The following is a 14,879-nucleotide window of genomic DNA, read 5'->3' as shown; positions in this document are numbered from 1 at the left end:
GCCGGTCGGCTCAGCTGCCGAAGAAGACCTCGGCCTCGGCGTACCGCTCCAGCGGCACGGTCTTCAGCTCGCGGGTGGCCTCGGCCAGCGGCACCCGGACGATGTCCGTGCTCTGCATGGCGACCATCTTGCCCCAGTCGCCCTCGTGCGCCGCGTCGATCGCCTGGAGGCCGAGCCGGGTGGCCAGCACCCGGTCGAAGGCGGTCGGGGTGCCACCGCGCTGGATGTGGCCCAGCACGACGGTGCGCGCCTCCTTGCCGGTCTTCGCCTCCAGCTGCTCGGCCAGCCACTGGCCGATGCCGCCGAGGCGGACGTGGCCGAACGCGTCCAGCTCCTGGTTCTGCAGGACCATCTGGCCCGCCAGCGGCTGGGCGCCCTCGGCGACCACCACGATCGGGGCGTACTGGTGCTGGAAGCGCTTCTCGACGTAGCCGGCGACCTGCTCGACGTCGAACTGCCGCTCGGGCAGCAGGATCACGTTGGCGCCACCGGCCAGGCCGGCGTGCAGGGCGATCCAGCCGGCGTGCCGGCCCATCACCTCGACCACCAGGGTGCGGTGGTGGCTCTCGGCGGTGGTGTGCAGCCGGTCGATCGCCTCCATGGCGATGTTGACGGCGGTGTCGAAGCCGAAGGTGTAGTCGGTGGCGCCCAGGTCGTTGTCGATCGTCTTCGGCACGCCGACCACGTTGACGCCGAGCTCGTGCAGCTTGGTGGCCACGCCGAGGGTGTCCTCGCCGCCGATGGCGATCAGCGCGTCGACGCCCTGGGCGGCCAGGTTGTCCTTGATCCGCTCGACGCCGTTCTCGATCTTGAAGGGGTTGGTCCGGGAGGAACCGAGGATGGTGCCGCCGCGCGGCAGGATGCCGCGGACCTCCGCGATGCCCAGGGGGCGGGACAGGCCCTCCAGCGGACCCTTCCAGCCGTCCCGGAAACCCACGAACTCGTGGCCGTAGCTGGCGACGCCCTTGCGGACCACCGCCCGGATGACCGCGTTCAGACCCGGGCAGTCGCCGCCGCCGGTGAGCACGCCGATACGCATGATCTGCTCATCCTCCTGGGAGCATCAGGTGAAGCCCGATATGCCCCAGGATATGTGTCGGATCAGACCATCGGCGCCGTTGCCGGCCCGGGGCGGGCCGTCAGTGCGCACTGTAGTCGCCGTGGCAGGGCGCCGACACCGCACCCCGGGGCCGGTCCGGCTACCGGTCAGTAGCTGACCTCGCGGTTCTCCCCCGGCGCCGGCGTCCGTCCGGTCACCGCGGCCCGGGCCAGGCCGAGCAGGTTGACCACGGCGCCGCCCGGCGAGTCCCAGTACTCGGCCGAGCTGGCGTGCACCCGGATCAGGGTCAGCCCGGCGGTGTCCGGCCCGTCCGGGAACCAGGTCGCCAGCAGCGGGTGCCACAGCCGCTCGGCCCGGGCCCGGTCGTACGCCTCCTGGGCGGTGCCGGAGACCGACACCCAGGCGCCGTGCCGCTGGTCGGCGAAGGCGACGTTGACCTCCGGGTTGACCCGGAGCTGCCGGGCCTTGGCCGAGTCGGCGTACGTGAAGAACCACAGGTCGCCGTCGAAGTCCGCCTCCTGCAGCGCCATCGGTCGGCTCACCTGGCGGCCGTCGAGGGCGACGGTGGTCAGCATGCAGATCCGGGCCCGGCGGACCAGCTCGGTGACGCGGCGCCGCGCCTCGGCGGTGGTGGTCGGCTCACTCACGGCGTACCTCCTCGCATCGCATCGACGCGAATCCGGTGCCCGGGACAGATCCGACCAAACCTACTAACCGGTCATTGCCCGCCACCGGGCCAGGTTGTGCCGGGCGTCCACCAGCGCGTCGTGCCGGGCCGCCGCGGCGTCCGGCAGCGGCGGGCGGCCGCGCTCGTCCCAGAGCTGGCGCAGCTCCTTGGTGAACCGGGGGATCTCCCGGGGCAGCGCCGGCATGGCCCCCCACAGCTGCGCGAGCGCCACGTGGTCGTACGCGGCGTACCAGGCCCACAGCTCCAGTTGCTCGCCCGGGCGGTCCCGGATCGGCTCGATCAGGAAGTCGTAGAGGTCGTCGCGGATCCGCTCCCGGGACCGCCAGGCCCGGTCGGCCGGCGAGGGGAGCTTGTCCAGCACGTTGCGGCGCACCCAGGGCACGGCGCGGGAGTCGTCGAACTCGGTGGAGACCGCGTAGAACTCGCGGCCGTACTCGTCGACGACGCCGATCGACACCAGGTCGACGATCCGGCCGTCCTCGATGAACTCGCAGTCGTAGAAGTAGCGGTGCACCATCCCGGTCATCCTCGCCCACCCCCGCCGCGGCCCGACCGGCGGGTCGCCCGTCCGGGAACGGATCCGCACCTCACCGGCCGGACCGGCGCGGCTCGGGACGGTCACGGAACCGCATCCAGGGGTGTACAGCAAGCGACATGGCCGTCATGATCTGATGTGTACCGCTACCGGACGCCGAACCCGGTGTCAGTTCACCTTGTCAGGGGCCCGTCAGGTTCACCCGGTGAGCGATGTTGTGGTCCATGACCGGGGAGGGGTCGGCCGTGGAGATGCGCCTGCCGGAGCCGGGTGACGCGCTCACGGGTGTGGAGATGTTCGCCGGGCTGGAGCCCGAGGTGCGCCAGCGGGTGATCGCCGCGGCGGTGCCGCGGACGTACCGCAAGGGTCAGTTGCTCTTCGTGGAGAACGACCCGGGCGAGTCCCTGATCGTGCTGCGCCGCGGCGCGGTCGCGGTGTTCCGCACCGCGCCGACCGGCGAGCGCGCGGTGCTGTCGGTGATCCGGCCGCCGGACGTGCTCGGCGAGGTCTCGCTGCTGGACGCCTCCACCCGCTCGGCCTCGGCCGAGGCCATCGAGGACTGCGCCGCGCTCGCGCTCTCCCGCGGGGCGTTCATGGAGCTGGTGCACTCGAACCCGCGCATCCTGGACGCGGTGATGCGCTCGCTCGGTGGGCTGATCCGCCGGCTGACCGAGCAGAACGCCGACCACGTCTTCCTGGACCTGCCCGGCCGGGTGGCCAAGACGCTGGTCCGGCTGGCCGGCGAGAGCCAGGCCCCGATGATCACCATCGAACTGAACCAGAGCCAGCTCGCCGAGATGGCCGGCGGCTCGCGGCAGAGCGTCAACCAGGCGATCGGCTCCTTCGCCAGCCGCGGCTGGCTGCGGACCGAGGGCCGGCGGATCGTGGTCACGGACGTGGCGGCACTGCGGCGTCGCGCCGGGATGAGCGAGCGCTGACCCGGCCGCCACGCCGTTGTCGGGTACGCCCGCACGGGCGGGCGGCGGTGGCCCGCCGCCCGCACCGGTGGCTCACTTGTCGGTGTCGTCCGCGGGGGGCGAACTCGGGCCCGGGCCGATCTTGCTGGGATCGGTCTCCTTGGGCTTGGTGGTCGTGGTCGTGGTCTCGGTCGAGCCAGCGCTCTGGCCCGCGGGCTGCTCTACCATGCCCTGCTCCTCCAGTTCGGCGAGGGTGACCGCGTCGACGTCGACGGTGTCGCCCGGACCCCACACGGTCCCACCCGGGTCGGTCCAGACGGCGGACAGTCGCACCTGCACGGCACTCTCCCTGCGGTGAATCTTTTCTGGTACGAGAGACTAGCCCCGACCGATCAGCGGTAAGGGCCGTCCGCACGTCGGGTACCCGACTGATCGGCCGGGCGCGATACTGGGCTCTCTCGCGTACGGAGCTGGACATCGACCTCACCTGTGGACACTGCTCCCGGGCAGCCGGGCCGGACGACCGCTTCTGCGGCGGGTGTGGACGGCCGCTGTCCAGGACCTGCGCTGGCTGCGGCCACGCCAACAGCACCGAGGCCAACTTCTGCACCAGCTGCGGCAACCCGCTGCGCGACCCTGTCGTGGCGGTGCAGGAGGACCGCCGCCAGGTCAGCGTGCTCTTCATCGACATCGTCGACTTCACGACGTACGCCGAACGGGCCGACCCGGAGCAGGCGCGCGGCCTGCAACAGGCGTACTTCGCCACCGTGCGGCGGCTGGTGCACCAGTACGGCGGGGTGGTCGAGAAGTACATCGGCGACGCGGTGATGGCCCTGTTCGGCGCGCCCGTGGCGACCGACAACGACGCGCTGCGCTGCGTCCGCGCCGGGCTGGAACTCCAGCGCAACCTGACCCGGCAGGCCACCGGGCCGCACCCGTTGCAGTTCCGGGTCGGCATCGCCACCGGCGAGGCGCTGGTCGACCTCTCCGCGACCCGCGACGGCGGGCAGGCGTTCGTCACCGGCGACGTGGTCAACACCGCCTCCCGGTTGCAGGGGCTGGCCCCGCCCGGCGGGGTCGTGGTCGACGAGAGCACCTGGGCGGCCACCCGGCACGAGATGGAGTACGCCGACCAGCCGCCGGTGACGCTGCGCGGGCGCTCCACGGTCAGCCGGATCTGGCTGGCCGAGCGGGCCCGGCCCCGGCGCGACCCGCACACCGCCGAGCTGACCCCGATGGTCAACCGGGACCACGAACGCGGCCTGCTGGTCAACGCGCTGCACCGCACCGTCACCGAGCGCACCTCGCAGCTGGTGACGGTGTTCGGCCCGGCCGGGGTGGGCAAGAGCCGGCTGCTGCGCGAGCTGGCCCGGCACGCCGCCAACCTGCCCGGCGCCCGGGTCACCTGGCTGGTCGGGCAGTGCCCGCCGTTCGGCGAGAACGTCACCTACGCCGCGCTGGCCGACATCGTGAAGAGCTGGGTGGGGCTGCCGGACAGCGACGACGCCGCGGCGCTGCGCGAGCGGCTGCGCCAGCGACTGGGCCGGCTGGCCGACCCGCACGCGGTCCGGCTCGCCGAGGCGCTCGGCCCGCTGCTGGGCCTGCCCGGGGAACGGCTGACCCCGGTCGAGACCGAGGCCGCCTGGCGGCGCTTCCTGCTCACCCTGGCCGCGACCGAGCCGACGGTGCTGGTCTTCGAGGACATGCACTGGGCGGACGCGGCGATGCTGTCCTTCGTGGAGCAGCTCGGCGCGGCGGCCCGGGGGGTGCCGCTGCTGATCGTCGCGACCGCCCGCCCCGAGCTGCGCGAGCGGCACCCGGCCTGGACCGGCACGATCAGCGGCGCGATGTCGATCTCGGTGCCGCCGATGCACGACGGCGACATCGACACCCTCTACTCGCTGCTGCTCGGGCAGGCCACCCTGCCGGTGGAGGCCCGCGAACCACTGATCGAGTTCGCCGACGGCAACCCGCTCTACGCCCAGGAGTACGCCCGGATGCTGCTCGACGGCGGCCTGGTCGACCCGGCGGCGAACGCCGTCCGGCTCGACCCGGCCGGCGGGCCCGGGATGCCCCGCACGGTGCAGGCGGTCATCGCCAACCGGCTGGACCTGCTCGACCCGGCCGACCGGGCGGTGTTGCAGGCCGCCTCGGTGGTCGGCGTGCAGTTCTGGCCCGGGCCGGTGGCGGTGGCGCTGGGCCGCCCGGCGGAGTGGGTGGAGCGGGCGCTGCACCGGTTGCAGCGCCGTGACCTGGTCTACGAGCTGCCCAGCTCGAGCATGCCCGGCCAGCCGGAGTACCGCTTCCGGCACATCCTGGTGCGGGACGTCTGCTACCAGCGGCTGCCCCGGGCCGAGCGGGTGCTGCGCCACCAGCACACCGCCGACTGGCTGGAACAGCTCACCGACGGCCGGCAGTACGACCTGGCCGAGGTGCTGGCCAACCACCGGTGGACCGCGCACGAGATCGCCCGCACGGTCGGCCTCGACCCGGCCCCGTACGCCGTGGCCACCCGCACCGCGCTGCACCGCGCGGCCCGCCGGGCGTACGAGCTGCACGCGCTGGACACCGCGGCCACCCTGGTCGACCGGGCGCTGGCCGTCGACTGCGGGCCGGACCCGGCGCTCGAACTGTTCCACGCCGAGCTGGCCTTCTACCGCGACAGCGACGCGTTCCTGGTCGACGGCGGCACGGACACCCTGCTCGGGCTGGCCGACCGGTTGATCGCGGCGGGCGACCGGCCGGCCGCCGCCAAGGCGTGGACGCTGCTGGCCACCGCCGCGTGGAGCCGGGCCGACCGGTCGGAGACGCTGCGCTGCCTGGACCGCGCGATCAGCCTGCACGACGGCCTGCCGGACACCCAGGAGAAGGCCGGCGCGCTGCTCGAGCTGGCCCGGGTGCACATGCTCAACGCGGAGACCGAGCCGGCCTGCGCGGCCGCCCAGGCGGCGGCCGAGCTGGCCGAGCGGCTGGGCCTGCACGAGGCGCTGGCGAACGCCCGGATCACCCTCGCGGTGGCCCGCTACCTGGCCGGCTTCGAGGAGGCGTACGCGGAGCTGGTCGAGGTCACCGAGCAGTGCCGGGTGGAGCGGCTGACCAGCCGCCGCCGGGCGGTGCACAACCTGTCCTGGATCCTGCAGGAGGAGGGCGACCTGGCCGGGTCGGTCCGGCTGATCGACGAGCAGCGCTCGCTGGACCTCGGCGGCGAGCACGGCCTGACCATCGGGTTCGCCGACCAGTGGGCCCGCTCGTACTACGCCGGCGAGTGGGTGGCGGCGCTGGAGATGGCGGACGGGGCGACCCAGGGTCCGACCGCCGAGTGGGACACCCACATCGTGGCGGTCTCCGGGTGGATCCGGGCGCTCGGCGCCGAGCCGGATCCGACCGGCTCCGACCTGCTGGAGAAGGCGCTGGCGGCGGCCCGGCGCAGCGGCTTCCACCGGGTGCTGCGGGTCACCCTGGCGCACGCCGCGCTCTGCCGGGCGGTGCAGGGCCGCCGGGACGAGGCGATGGCGCTGCTGACCGAGTTGGACGAGGACTGGCGGCAGACCCGGATGATCCCGTTCGCCGAGTGGGTGCCGGCGGTCGGCCACCTCGCCGCCCTGCTCGGCGCGGACGCCGCCCGGCTCGTCCGGGACCTGCTGCGCCGCTCGCCCCGGATGACCCCGTGGGCGCGGGCCGCCGGGCAGTCCGCCGATGCCACGCTGGCCTGGCGGGACGGCGACCCGCGCACCGCCGCCGACCTGCTCACCGCGGCGGCGCAGAGCTACGCGCGGATGACCGACCGGACCGACCACATCCTCGCCACCGCGCTCTCGGTCGGCCCGCTCTCCGAGGTGGACCCGGCCGCCGCGGCCGCCACGCTGGCCCGGGTACGCGACTTCGCCGACCGCAACGCCGCCCCCCGCCTCCTCCGCCTCCCCACCCCCACCTGACCCGCTCCCCCACCCACCGCGCCCCCCTTCCGAGCCGCACCTTCCGGTGGTGGTGGCTGTGCTGCCGCCGCGGATAGCCACTCGTTCAGTGAACGTGCGCGGGGATCAAACGCGGGAGGCAGGTGGGGTGGGTCAGGCGTGAGGACGAAGCTGGCGGGGGTGGGTGGGGCGGGCTGGTTCTTGACCTTCTGGGCGTAGATGTCGACGTACTCGCGGCGGAGAGTTCCCATCAGCTCGGCCATGATCTCGTCCGGTGGCCGCGCTCGACGAACCGGTCGCCGGCCAGGCCCCGGTAGCGGCTGAAGTCCAGCGGCGCGCCGAACCGGATCCGCACCCGCTTGAGCTTCCGGGATGAGCTTGCCCGGTGGCTGGATCTCGTCGAGGTTGAGCATCACCACCAGGACCACCGGCGCACGCTCTCCAGGGCGAGCCGGGCCACCCCGGTCTTGCCCCGGTAGAGCCGGCAATCCGGCGAGCCCTCGGGTAGATGCCGGCGATGCCACCGGCCCGCGGCGCAGCAGGCTGGGTGTCAGCGCGCGGCACGGGCGGCCCGGCCGCCGGAGCGGTCCACCGGGATGGTACCGGTGCCGACGAAGAACATCCGGGTCAGCCAGCCCAGCAGAGTCCCCTTTCCGGTGAAGTACTCGGCCTTCGCGACAGTGACCTTCGCGGGGTGATCAGCAGGGTGAAGATCAGGTCGGAGAAGGAAATTGGTTGCTGGCCAGGATGACCGGGCCGGTCTCGGTACGTGGTGCAGGCCCTCCACCTGCGGCCGGAAGATCAGCCTCAGCGGCCAGGAGGACGGCGTACTTCAACAGCCAGTGGCACCGTCCGCCATGGTGTGCGCCCAGGACAGCACCGGGGTGCTGCCGTCGCCGACGAGCCTACGGGCCCGCCACCGGCTACAACGGACGTCGACCGGCGTCGGCGCCCGACCGGCGCCGACCCGGCCGGCTTTCCTCGGACGGTGCGGTCGCTCCGGCAGGCGGGTGGGCCCGGGCGGCGCCGGCACACCTGCCGCGCGACCTGCCGCGGCGTCGCCGGTTGCCCGTGCAGCGCCGCGTTGATCGCGCCGAAGGCCCCGGGCGCCGCTGCGCGCGTCGAGGTCGCCGGCCGCCTGGGCGATGACGGCTGGCCGGCGGCGCAGGTCGAACAGTTCCCGCCGGGAGCCAGGCGGCGCGCTCTCCAGCCCCTTCACCCGCTCCGCAACCACGCCAGCTACGGCCGCCTCGTCCACCCGTCACTCCCTCCACTCGATCGCGCGGCGTCCGTCCGGCGGGTTCAGATCTCCGCCGGACGGACGCCCACCCGAGGACACTCTGCGCCACCCGAAGGGGTCTGCGCAACTAGGTATACCTAAAACGGCACTACCGAATCGTCCTACGGTCGCCGGGTGGGTGACGTACCGGGACCCCTGGTCGGTCCGCACGAGCTCCAGGAGATGCTCGGCGTGAGTCGCACCCGGATGCGTCAACTCGTTCGCTATCCCACCTTCCCCGCGCCCTTCCAGCGGCTGCACGGAATGACCGTCTGGCTGCGGGCCGATGTCGAGGCGTGGATCGCCGAGCACCGCCCGCCGCGGGTTACCGACGGCGACGAGCCCGAGTGACCGACGCATACACCGTCGGCGATGGCCCGGACGGTCCGCCTCCTGAGCGGGCGATCACCTGACGCGCCCCTAGCAAGAACAGACATACAGCCCCGGTCGCGACCAGCGACCGGGGCCCCGACTTTGGAAGACGCGACACAACGCACTCCCGGAACCGGGTCCCGACGTGTCACGATTCAAGGCACGGCGTACGGGTGGCGCCGCAGGGGGCGGGAGCGGCCGCGCGATTCGGCGCGATGAGGAGGATTGTCCGGTGTCAGCGGGTGGAGCCCGCCGGGGGCGGCGGGACAACGGGCTGGACGCGAGCGAGTACGCGGTCGCCGGCGACGTGGATCCGCGCATCGGCGAGCACCTGCTCGACGTGCTCGCGGCCGGCGGGATCGCCGCGTACCTGCAACCTTCGGCCGACCTGAACCCGGTCACCCGCACCACCACTGTCCCGTCCCGCCCGGTCGACCGGCTCTACGTCGACCGCTCGCACCTGCGCACCGCCCGCGACTACCTCACCCAGCTCACCGACGAGACGCCCACCGAGCGGCCCCGCGACGACGAGCCCGACATCGAGGCCGAGTGGGCCCGGATCGTCGCCGGCTTCCACGCCACCCCGGCCGCCGGTGACACCCCGTGGCCCGCCGCCGAGGACGTCGACCCGGACGAGCCGACCGCGAGCGGCCCGGTCACCCGGGCCGGCGCCGACGAGCCGGCCGGGCCGACCGCCACCGACGTGCGCCGGCTGCCGTACGCGGCCGACATCTCCGGGATCTCGGTGGGGCCGGGCCGGCAGGACGAGCCGTCACTGCTGGACGGGCTGGACACCTTCGGCGCCGACCTGCCCGACGACGACGAGGACGAGCGCTACACCCCGCCGCCGCCCCCGCCGCTGCCGCGCATCTCCAAGTACGCGACCGCCGGCGTGCTGGCGATCGTCGTCGGCTTCACGCTCTTCCTCTTCCCCGACCTGCTCCCGGTGGACCGGGCGGTGGTCACCCTGTTCGGGTTCACCGGCATCCTGGCCGGCTTCGTCACGCTGATCTGGCGGCTGCGCCCCGGCGACTCCGACGACGACCCGGACGACGGCGCCGTCGTCTGACCTCCCGCCGCACCCCGACGCCGCCCGGGCGACGACCGCAACCGCGGCAGGCGTGTCGTCGCGAGTCGCCGTGATCGACTCCGTTCCGCCGAGGTCGCGGGGTCCCGCTCGCGGTGACACCCCCCTTCCGGCGGCACGGAGTCGATCAAGCGCTTCCACACCCACGCCCCCGCCCGGATGGCGGGACGGGAGGCGGCCCACGCCTCGGGCGTAACAGTGGTGTAACTTACTGTCAGTAGGAATACCGCTGTCCGTCACTTCCCCCGCTGACTGCCCGGTTGTTCCTCGCTCGCGGCGGTCACACCCCTGGTGATCGGAATGCCCGAGATGCGACAGAGTTCCCTGGTTGTGGTGGCCAACCGTCTACCCATCGACGACAACACCGCCCCGGACGGAGCCTGCGAATGGCGCCGCAGCCCCGGCGGCCTGGTCAGCGCGCTGCACCCGCTGCTGCGGGCGGCCCCGGCCACCTGGGTCGGCTGGGCCGGCGGCACCGGGCCAGCCCCCGTCCTGCCGGACGTGGACGGCGTCCGCATGCACAGCGTGCCGCTCAGCCAGGCCGACCTGCACGACCACTACGAGGGCTTCGCCAACTCCACCCTCTGGCCGCTCTACCACGACGCGGTCGAGCAGCCCGTGCACCACCGCCGCTGGTGGGAGGCGTACCAGCGGGTCAACCAGCGGTTCGCCGAGGCCACCGCCGAGGTGGCCGAGCCGGGCGCGCTGGTCTGGGTGCAGGACTACCACCTGCAACTGGTGCCGGGCCTGCTCCGCGCGCTCCGGCCCGACCTGCGCATCGGCTTCTTCCTGCACGTGCCGTTCCCACCGCCGGAGCTGTTCATGCAGCTCCCCCGCCGGGCCGAGCTGCTGCGCGGCATGCTCGGCGCGGACCTGGTCGGCTTCCAGCGGGCGCAGGCCGCGCACAACTTCGCCCAGCTCGCGGTGAAGGTGCTCCAGCTACCGGCCACCGACCGGCGGATCGCGGTGGACGACCGGGTGGTCCGGATCGGCGCGTTCCCGGTCTCCATCGACACCGCCGAGATGGCGGCCCTGGCCACCCGACCCGACGTGGCCGCCCGCGCCGCACGGCTGCGCCACGACCTCGGCAACCCGGGCCAGGTGATCCTCAGCGTCGACCGGATGGACTACACCAAGGGCATCGAGCAGCGGCTCAAGGCGTACAGCGAGCTGCTCGCCGACGGGCACGTCAAGGTGCGCGACACGGTGCTGGTGCAGGTAGCGGTGCCCAGCCGGGAACGGGTCGGCCAGTACCAGGACCTGCGCGAGCGGGTGGAGCGCGAGGTCGGCCGGATCAACGGCGAGTTCGGCCGGGTCGGCGAGCCGGCCATCCACTACCTCACCCAGCCCTTCGACCGGGCCGAGCTGACCGCCCTCTACCGGGTCGCCGACGTGATGGCGGTGACCCCGCTGCGCGACGGCATGAACCTGGTCGCCAAGGAGTACGTCGCGGCCCGGGTGGACGACGCCGGGGCGCTGCTGCTCAGCGAGTTCGCCGGGGCCGCCGCCGAGCTGTCCCAGGCGTACCTGGTCAACCCGCACGACCTGGAGGGCCTCAAGCAGGGCCTGCTCACCGCGCTGCGGGCCGACCCGGCCGACGTCCGCGAGCGGATGCGCGCCATGCGGGAACACCTGCACCGGCACGACATCCGCGCCTGGGCGCGCTCCTACCTCTCCGCGCTGGACGAGAGCGACTCGCTGCTCACCCGGCTGGGCGCCAACGCCTGACCCGCCCGCGGGCCGCCGGAAACCGCGTCAGGGCCGGTGCTCGGGCGCGGGGTCCTTCGCCAGCCAGTCCAGGATCGCGTCGATCGGCTCCCGCCAGCGGGCGTCCAGCATCAGATCGTGGCCCATGCCGGGGAAGAGCAGCGGCGCCGAGCCGTACCGGCGGGCGGCCCGGGTCAGCGCGGCCGCCGGGACGACCCGGTCGTCCGGACTGCCCAGCACCAGCACCGGCGGCCGGCCCACCGCCGGCTCCGGGTCGGCGTGGGTGAGCAGCTGCCACTGGGCGCGCCGGCCGGCCCGGCCCAGCCGGGACACGTACCCCCGGGCGTCCGCGTCGGGCAGCTCCCGGCTGAACAGCTGCCGGCGGTTGAGCCGCAGCCGCCCGCCGAACACCGCCGGCAGCGTGCCGGCCGGGTTGCGGCGCAGCGCGGCGCCGAACGTCGCCCAGCCGCCGAGCACCGGCGCCACCAGCACCGCGGCCCGCGCCGGGTAGCGGGCGAGGGCGTGCGCCACCACCAGCGCCCCGGCGCCGTGCCCCACCAGCACCGCCTGGCGCGGCAGGCCCGCCGCCACCTGCACCACGTCGTGGGCGTACGCCCGCAGCGTCGCCTCCGGCGCCGGGTCGCTGCCGCCGTGCCCGCGCAGGCTCAGCGCGTACGCCGGGAAACCGCGACCGGCGGCGTGCCCCAGCCAGTGCTCGGCGAACGCCCACGCGCCGTGCCCGAAGCCCGGCACGAACAGCAGCGGCGGTCGTCCCTCCTCCAGCTCGGGCGTGGCGGCGAGCACCTCGCGCCGGACCGGGCGGACCGGGCGGGCCCACTCCCGCCCCCGCATCACCCGCACCCGCTCGCTCACTTGTCCTGCCCTTCGTTCGCGACCGCGGGGCTCCGCTTCGCTGCACTCCTCGCGCTCACCGGACCCGCCTTTCGTTCGCGACTGCGGGGCTCCGCTTCGCTGCACTCCTCGCGCTCACCGGACCCGCCCTTCGTTCGCGACTGCGGGGCTCCGCTTCGCTGCACTCCTCGCGCTCACCGGACCCGCCTTTCGTTCGCGACTGCGGGGCTCCGCTTCGCTGCACTCCTCGCGCTCACCGGGAACCCTCCAGGTCGTGCAGCGCGCGCTGGACGGCGCGCAGGTAGTCGGCGTGCCCGACCTCGAACCAGTGCCGGGTGCTGTCCTTGACCAGGCCGGTGTACCGCTCCCCCGCCCGCGCCTGCGCCTTGGCGGCGAACGCCGCCGCCCGCTCGGGGCGGGTCTGGCGCAGCCGCAGCAGCCGGGCGAAGAGCACCATCTGCCAGTGCGCGAGCGGGAAGAGGCCGGAGTCCGGCTGGAGCAGGCCGGCCACCGCCAGGGTGGGATGCCCGGGGGCGAACGCGTGCAGCCAGAGCGTGGGCCGGCCGGTCCCGCCGTCGTCGCCGAGCACCTTCGGGTCGAGGAACTCGAAGCGCGGCAGGTAGCCGGTGGCGAAGACGACCAGCTCCGGGTCGATCCGCCGGCCGTCGGTCAGCTCCACCCCGTACGCGTCGAAGCGGGCGACGTCCGGCACCGGGCTGATCCGGCCGTGGCCGACGTAGTAGACGAGCTGGCTGTTGGCGATCGGGTGCGTCTCGTAGACCCGGTGGTCGGGCTTGGGCAGGCCGTAGCGGGTCAGGTCGCCGACGGTCAGCCGCAGCGTCCAGTGGTAGAGCCACTGGCGTACCCGCCGGGGCACCCGCAGCGCGAGCAGCGAGTCGTTGACCTGGTCGGCCGGCCGGCCGAACACGTACTTCGGCGCGTACCAGTAGCCCCGGCGGGTGGAGTGCCAGCACTGGGCGGCCTGCTGGGCGGCCTCCACGGCGATGTCGCACCCGGTGTTGCCGGCGCCGACCACCAGCACCCGCTTGCCGCGCAGCTGCGCCGGGTCCTGGTACGACGAGGCGTGCATGACCTCGCCCCGGAACTGCTCCAACCCCTCGTAGCGGGGCAGCTTCGGCGACCAGTTGTGCCCGTTGGCCACCACCACCGCCGCGTACCGGGCGGTGCGCTCCGGGCCGTAGCCGCCGGTGCTGCGGGTGGTCACGTCCCAGCGGTCCCCCTCGGCCGGCTCGACCCGCACCACCTCGGTGCCGAACCAGATGTGCGCGCGCAGGTCGAAGTGGTCGGCGTACCGCTCGAAGTAGGACAGCAGCTGGCTGTGGTGCGGGTAGTCCGGCCAGTCGTCCGGCATCGGGAAGTCCGGGAACTGGGTGAACGGCCGGGACGAGATCAGGTGCGTGCTGGCGTACACCGGGCTGCGGTCGTGCCGCCAGTTCCACGCGCCGCCGACGCCGGTCTCCCGCTCGTAGCAGTCGACGCCGAAGCCGTGCTCCTTGAGGTTCTTGATGGCGGTGAGGCCGCTGGCCCCGGCGCCGATGACGCAGACCGTGTCGCCCCGGTCGGAGACCGGGCGGCCGTCACGGGTCAGGGCGAGCGTGGTCGCCTCCGGGTCGGGCCGGCCGGGGTCGGTGGAGGTGGGCACCGGGGGAATCTCCTTTTGTGCGGCACGAGTGCCGGGTCGCGCGAAATCCTCTCCACATCAGCGCCGGTTGTCCAGCCCCGGTGGCGGCGCGGCCGGTCAGCCGGCGGGCAGCAGCAGGTCGACCAGGACCGGGAAGTGGTCGCTGGCCCGGCGGGTCTGCGGGGTGTCCACCACGTCGTAGTCGACCACGGTGATCCGCGGGTCGACGAAGAGGGCGTCGATGCGGCGGCGCGGGTTGGCGCAGGAGTAGGTGAGCCGGTCGGCGCGGTCCATCGCCACCGCGGTGTCGGTCAGCCCGCGGGCCACGGTGGCCCAGGCCGGGCCGTCCGGTCCCTCGTTGAGGTCGGCCGCGGCGATCACCGGCGTGGCGGCGGCGTCCAGCTCGCGCTTGAAGAGCGCGGCCTGCGCCGGCCGCTCGGCGGGGTCGGTGGACAGGTGCGAGCCGGCCAGCGTGAACGGGGCCGCGCCGGCGACGACGCACTCGGCGTACGCGGCGCCGCGCAGGTGCCGCCCGGGGGTGAGCGGGAAGCGCTGGCACCGGCTGGCGGTCACCCGCACCCGCAGGCTGGTCAGCAGCAGGTTGCCCAGGGCGGGCAGCCCGCCGGCGGCCACCACCAGGCCGAACGACTCGGCGAGCGCGGCGGACTTCTGCCGCCACCGGAACCGTCGCGGCCCCTCCTGCACCACCACCACGTCCGGTGCGGCGGTGCGGACCACCGCCGCCAGCGCCGCGGTGTCGTCGCGCTGGCTGTGGATGTTGTACGACACGACGCGCAGCGGCACGCCGGGGGTCTGCGTCACCGGA

13 protein-coding genes are annotated in these 14,879 nt (G+C 73.9%); 5 read left to right on the top strand and 8 right to left on the bottom strand.

The window, feature by feature from the left end; all coding sequences use genetic code 11:
- Positions 1 to 10: 10 nt before the first annotated feature.
- The 3 genes from Q3W71_RS23240 to Q3W71_RS23230 all read right to left on the bottom strand — a co-directional run bounded on the left by Q3W71_RS23240 (position 11) and on the right by Q3W71_RS23230 (position 2,265).
- Positions 11 to 1,039, bottom strand: a complete 1,029-nt coding sequence (locus tag Q3W71_RS23240; RefSeq protein ID WP_167178626.1) for a 6-phosphofructokinase — start codon at positions 1,037 to 1,039, stop codon at positions 11 to 13.
- 167 nt (positions 1,040 to 1,206) lie between these two features.
- A complete protein-coding gene (locus Q3W71_RS23235) occupies positions 1,207 to 1,707 on the bottom strand; it encodes a pyridoxamine 5'-phosphate oxidase family protein (protein WP_302921537.1) in 501 nt (166 codons plus the stop codon).
- A 63-nt stretch (positions 1,708 to 1,770) separates the two neighbouring features.
- A complete protein-coding gene (locus Q3W71_RS23230; protein WP_302921783.1) occupies positions 1,771 to 2,265 on the bottom strand; it encodes a polyadenylate-specific 3'-exoribonuclease AS in 495 nt (164 codons plus the stop codon).
- Between the two features lie 263 nt (positions 2,266 to 2,528).
- Here Q3W71_RS23230 and Q3W71_RS23225 point away from each other — a divergent pair, with 263 nt between their 5' ends.
- Entirely contained in the window at positions 2,529 to 3,221 is a 693-nt protein-coding gene (locus Q3W71_RS23225; RefSeq protein ID WP_088997507.1) for a Crp/Fnr family transcriptional regulator, read from the top strand.
- A 72-nt stretch (positions 3,222 to 3,293) separates the two neighbouring features.
- Here the strand turns inward: Q3W71_RS23225 and Q3W71_RS23220 are convergent, their stop codons facing one another.
- Positions 3,294 to 3,539 carry a hypothetical protein gene (locus Q3W71_RS23220; protein ID WP_302921536.1) on the bottom strand — a complete coding sequence of 82 codons (246 nt, stop codon included), beginning with the start codon at positions 3,537 to 3,539 and terminating at the stop codon, positions 3,294 to 3,296.
- A 26-nt stretch (positions 3,540 to 3,565) separates the two neighbouring features.
- Here Q3W71_RS23220 and Q3W71_RS23215 point away from each other — a divergent pair, with 26 nt between their 5' ends.
- Positions 3,566 to 7,135: an adenylate/guanylate cyclase domain-containing protein gene (locus tag Q3W71_RS23215; RefSeq protein WP_368051105.1), complete on the top strand. Its 3,570-nt coding sequence runs from the start codon at positions 3,566 to 3,568 to the stop codon at positions 7,133 to 7,135.
- Positions 7,136 to 7,946: 811 nt separating this feature from the next.
- Here the strand turns inward: Q3W71_RS23215 and Q3W71_RS23205 are convergent.
- The gene (locus Q3W71_RS23205; protein ID WP_302921534.1) at positions 7,947 to 8,372 is read right to left on the bottom strand and encodes a hypothetical protein; all 426 of its coding nucleotides are present in this window, start codon (positions 8,370 to 8,372) and stop codon (positions 7,947 to 7,949) included.
- Positions 8,373 to 8,528: 156 nt separating this feature from the next.
- Between Q3W71_RS23205 and Q3W71_RS23200 the strand changes: the two genes are divergently transcribed.
- The 3 genes from Q3W71_RS23200 to Q3W71_RS23190 all read left to right on the top strand — a co-directional run bounded on the left by Q3W71_RS23200 (position 8,529) and on the right by Q3W71_RS23190 (position 11,580).
- Positions 8,529 to 8,744, top strand: a complete 216-nt coding sequence (locus Q3W71_RS23200) for an AlpA family transcriptional regulator (protein ID WP_088992707.1) — start codon at positions 8,529 to 8,531, stop codon at positions 8,742 to 8,744.
- A 253-nt stretch (positions 8,745 to 8,997) separates the two neighbouring features.
- Entirely contained in the window at positions 8,998 to 9,834 is an 837-nt protein-coding gene (locus Q3W71_RS23195) for a DUF308 domain-containing protein (RefSeq protein WP_302921533.1), read from the top strand.
- Between the two features lie 327 nt (positions 9,835 to 10,161).
- A complete protein-coding gene (locus tag Q3W71_RS23190; protein WP_302921532.1) occupies positions 10,162 to 11,580 on the top strand; it encodes a trehalose-6-phosphate synthase in 1,419 nt (472 codons plus the stop codon).
- Positions 11,581 to 11,607: 27 nt separating this feature from the next.
- Here Q3W71_RS23190 and Q3W71_RS23185 read toward each other — a convergent pair whose 3' ends face one another.
- The 3 genes from Q3W71_RS23185 to Q3W71_RS23175 form a co-directional block, all read right to left on the bottom strand.
- Positions 11,608 to 12,432 carry an alpha/beta hydrolase gene (locus Q3W71_RS23185; protein ID WP_302921531.1) on the bottom strand — a complete coding sequence of 275 codons (825 nt, stop codon included), beginning with the start codon at positions 12,430 to 12,432 and terminating at the stop codon, positions 11,608 to 11,610.
- 232 nt (positions 12,433 to 12,664) lie between these two features.
- Positions 12,665 to 14,074 carry an NAD(P)/FAD-dependent oxidoreductase gene (locus Q3W71_RS23180; protein WP_302921530.1) on the bottom strand — a complete coding sequence of 470 codons (1,410 nt, stop codon included), beginning with the start codon at positions 14,072 to 14,074 and terminating at the stop codon, positions 12,665 to 12,667.
- Positions 14,075 to 14,170: 96 nt separating this feature from the next.
- A complete protein-coding gene (locus tag Q3W71_RS23175; protein WP_302921529.1) occupies positions 14,171 to 14,875 on the bottom strand; it encodes an endonuclease/exonuclease/phosphatase family protein in 705 nt (234 codons plus the stop codon).
- Positions 14,876 to 14,879 lie beyond the last annotated feature (4 nt).

It is taken from the genome of Micromonospora sp. C28SCA-DRY-2 (assembly GCF_030519475.1).
In the GTDB taxonomy this organism is placed as follows: Bacteria; Actinomycetota; Actinomycetes; order Mycobacteriales; family Micromonosporaceae; genus Micromonospora.
Note: the sequence above shows the minus strand (reverse complement) of the source record. Positions and strands in the feature narration are given on the sequence as shown.